The sequence below is a fragment of the Rubrivirga sp. genome (assembly GCF_049648075.1).
Classification (GTDB): domain Bacteria; phylum Bacteroidota; class Rhodothermia; order Rhodothermales; family Rubricoccaceae; genus Rubrivirga.
Map to the genome: position 1 here is coordinate 1 of NZ_JBARYR010000205.1, position 3,787 is coordinate 3,787.

The window sequence follows — 3,787 nt, forward strand, 5'->3', positions numbered from 1 at the left end:
ATGACGTGGTTGTCGAGAACCTCGACGAAGCCGCCGGAGGTCGCGAACTGCAGCCGGTCGCCGCCGACCGTCGTGACGGTCACGGTTCCAGTCTGAGTGGCAGCCAGCATCGGCGCGTGACCACGAAGGACCTCGAAGGCGCCCTCGACGCCGGGCGCGCGGAAGCTGCGGGCCTCGCCACGGTACGCGGCGCGGTCGGGCGAGACGATCTCGACGAGAAGGGAGTCAGCCATAGTGGGGTTTGGGGGTTGGGGTTTAGGGGTTGGGGGTTCATCGGGGAAGCGTTTCCCCAATCCCTAACCCCCAGTCCCCAACACCTACGTCTCTACGCCTCCGCGAGCATCTTCTCGCCGGCCTCGATGACCTCCTCGATGGCGCCCTTGTACAGGAACGCGCCCTCGGGCAGGTGGTCGAGCTCGCCGTCCAGGATCATCTTGAAGCCGCGGACGGTGTCGTCCACCTTGACGTACTTGCCCGGCGTGCCCGTGAACTGCTCGGCGACGAAGAACGGCTGCGACATGAACCGCTGGACGCGGCGCGCGCGGTTGACGACCTGCTTGTCCTCGTCGGACAGCTCGTCGAGGCCGAGAATCGCGATGATGTCCTGCAGCTCTTTGTCGCGCTGCAAGAGCTCCATCGTGTCCTGGGCGACGCGGTAGTGCTCCTCGCCGACGACCTCGGCGCTCAGGATCCTCGAGGTCGAGTCGAGCGGGTCGATGGACGGATAGATCCCCTGCGACGCGATGGCGCGGCTCAGCACCGTCGTGGCATCGAGGTGGGCGAACGTCGTGGCCGGGGCCGGGTCGGTCAAGTCGTCGGCCGGGACGTAGACGGCCTGGACCGACGTGATGGCGCCGTTCTTGGTGGACGTGATGCGCTCCTGCATCGTCCCCATCTCGGTCGCGAGGGTCGGCTGGTAGCCCACGGCGCTCGGCATCCGGCCCAAGAGCGCGGAGACCTCCGAGCCGGCCTGGGTGAACCGGAAGATGTTGTCGACGAAGAAGAGCACGTCCGAGCCGCCCTGGTCGCGGAAGTACTCGGCCAACGTCAGGCCGGAGAGGGCCACGCGGGCACGGGCGCCGGGGGGCTCGTTCATCTGGCCGAACACGAACGTCGCCTGGCTCTCGCGCAGCTGCTCCATGTCGACCTTGCTGAGGTCCCAGCCGCCCTCCTCCATGCTGTGCATGAAGGCGTCGCCGTACTTCATGATGCCCGACTCGAGCATCTCGCGCATCAGGTCGTTGCCCTCACGCGTCCGCTCGCCGACGCCGGCGAAGACGGAGAAGCCGTCGTGGCCCTTGGCGATGTTGTTGATGAGCTCCTGGATCAGGACCGTCTTGCCGACGCCGGCGCCGCCGAACAGGCCGATCTTGCCGCCACGCGCGTAGGGCTGGATGAGGTCGATGACCTTGATCCCGGTCTCCAACACCTCGACCGACGTCGCGAGCTGGTCGTAGCTCGGCGGGTCGGCGTGGATCGGCCGGTACTCCGTGACGGTCGGTGCGGGGAGCCCGTCGATGGGCTCGCCGACGACGTTGAACAGGCGGCCGCGGACGGCCTCGCCGACGGGCATCGCGATCGGCTTTCCGGTCGCGACGACGACGGTGCCGCGCGTCAGGCCGTCCGTCGAGTCCATCGAGATCGTGCGGACGCGGTTCTCGCCCAGGTGCTGCTGGACCTCGAGGACGAGCGTCGGGTCGTCGCCGCGGTCGACCTCGAGGGCGTCGTAGATCTCGGGGACGGCGTCGGCGGGGAACTCGCAGTCGACGACGGGGCCGATGACCTGGAGGACGGCGCCGGTCGTGGTGCCGATGGCGGGCGGGACGGTTTCCATTTCCTTGTGTCGGTAGGAGGTCTCGGAAGCTACCGAGGCGCGCACTGGTTGCCTGTGAACGGCCGGGGGCTGACGGGCGAAGGTTCTGGGAAGGCGCGTCCTCGAAGGGCGTCCGCTACACGCGCAATCGCCACGAGCCTCCCGTGCTGCGCCAGCCTCACCGCGGAGCGTGCTCCACGCGATCGCATCATGGGCGCCAAAGTCGACATCGAGGTTGGACGGGTGCGGCATCAGCAACGTACCGACGGGGCGTGCTCGTCCTCGAGGCCGATCAGACGTTGGGACGCGTCCTCGAGGGTGAATCACCATAGCGAAACGTGGCGCGTCGAGATCTTTCGACTCCGGGCTGCGCCCTTTGCTCAAGATGACGGCTTGGGAGTTCCGTGCCCGTTGACGGCCTCGAGGGCGGTGGCCTGTCGCCCTCTTCGACCTCGGGGATGAGGACGACACACGTCGCCCCGCCCAAAACGCTACAGGATCACCTCGACTTCGTCCTCGAGGACGGCCGGCGTCGCGTCGCGCAGGAAGAGGGCTGAGCCGAACGACAGCGGGCCGAGGCGGCCGGCGAACATCAGCCCGACGATGGTCAGCTTGCCCAGGTCCGTCAGATCGCCCGTGATGCCGGCGCTCAGGCCGACGGTGCCGAGCGCGCTGGTCGCCTCGAAGGCGATGGCCTGGAAGTCAGCGGTCTCGGTCAGGCTCAGGATCAGCAGGCCGACGATCAGGACGGTGGCATAGAACGCGAGTGACGCCACGGCAGCCAAGACCCGGTCGATGGGCACGCGCTGACCGCGGTAGGTCACGTCGTCCTCGCCGCGCAAGACGCTCCGCACGACGGCGTAGACGGCCGAGATCGTCGTCGTCTTGACGCCGCCGCCAGTCCCGGACGGCGACGCGCCGACGACCATCAGCAGGATGACCAGGAACAGCGCGCCCGGGATCAGCCCGCCGATGGGGACGGTGTTGAAGCCGACCGTCGTCATGGCGGTCATGGCCTGGAAGAAGGCCGCGAGCCACTGGAGCGCCGGGGTCGGCCCGAGTAGGTCGCCCTCGATCAAGAATAGGCCGACGGTACCGCCGACGGTGAGCAGGGCCGTCAGGCGCAGGATGATCCTCGAGGTCGTGGTCAGGCGCGGCTGCTTGCCGGTCCAGACGCGCCACACGTCGACGGCGACGATGAACCCGATGGCGCCGAGGTAGGCGAGCGCGGCGACCACGAAGTTGACGCCCGCGTTTCCGGCGAACGCCTCCAGGCTGGTGTCGAACAGGCTGAACCCGGCCGTGCAGAACGCGCTGATCGAGTGGAAGACGGCTTGGTAGAACGCGTTCTCGACGCCGGCGCTCGAGAACAGGCCCCACAGCGCGAGAGCGCCCAGCGTCTCGGCCAGGAGCGTGAACACGATCACGCCGCGGACGAACTCGTCGAGGGCGAACGAGCGCGGCATCGCGAAGTCGGCCGAGAGCATCCGCGTCCTCGATTTCGACAGGCGCCGCCCTCGAGAGAGCACGATGAACGAGCCGAGCGACATGTAGCCGATGCCGCCGATCTGGATGAACAGCAAGATCACCAACTCGCCGAACAGCGAGTACGTACCGGGCGGGCTGACCGTCGCCAGGCCGGTCGTGGACACGGCGCTCGTCGCGATGAACAGGTGGTCGAGGGCGGACGTCCCGGCGACGGCCTGCGCCCACGGCAACGACAGCAACACCCACGCGACGACGACGCAGGTGAGGTAGCCGAACAGGACCAAGCGGACCGGGTGAACGCCCCGGACGGTGCGCGCAACGGAGGCGCGGAAGCGAGTCTGAGGGCTCAACGTCGGGAAGCGGAGTAGCTATGGGAACGGGCGGGGCTACGCCCTCGAGGACGCGGCGATCGTGCGCGAGAGCCGGAGCGCGGCCCACGCGCCGAGCGCCAGGGCCAACACGATGCCCAACGCGACACCCCAGAAC

The 3,787-nt window shown here is 68.3% G+C and carries 2 protein-coding genes and 1 pseudogene; all 3 read right to left on the reverse strand.

Annotated elements, in window-relative coordinates; all coding sequences use genetic code 11:
* Nucleotides 1–233, reverse strand: a pseudogene (locus WBA11_RS05870) (F0F1 ATP synthase subunit epsilon); the annotation flags it as partial.
* 92 nt (nt 234–325) lie between these two features.
* Nucleotides 326–1,834 (reverse strand): F0F1 ATP synthase subunit beta, encoded by a 1,509-nt coding sequence (gene atpD / locus WBA11_RS05875; protein WP_424519778.1) that lies wholly within the window; start codon nt 1,832–1,834, stop codon nt 326–328.
* A gap of 470 nt (nt 1,835–2,304) precedes the next feature.
* The gene (locus WBA11_RS05880) at nt 2,305–3,651 is read right to left on the reverse strand and encodes a TrkH family potassium uptake protein (protein ID WP_424519779.1); all 1,347 of its coding nucleotides are present in this window, start codon (nt 3,649–3,651) and stop codon (nt 2,305–2,307) included.
* Nucleotides 3,652–3,787: the final 136 nt, after the last annotated feature.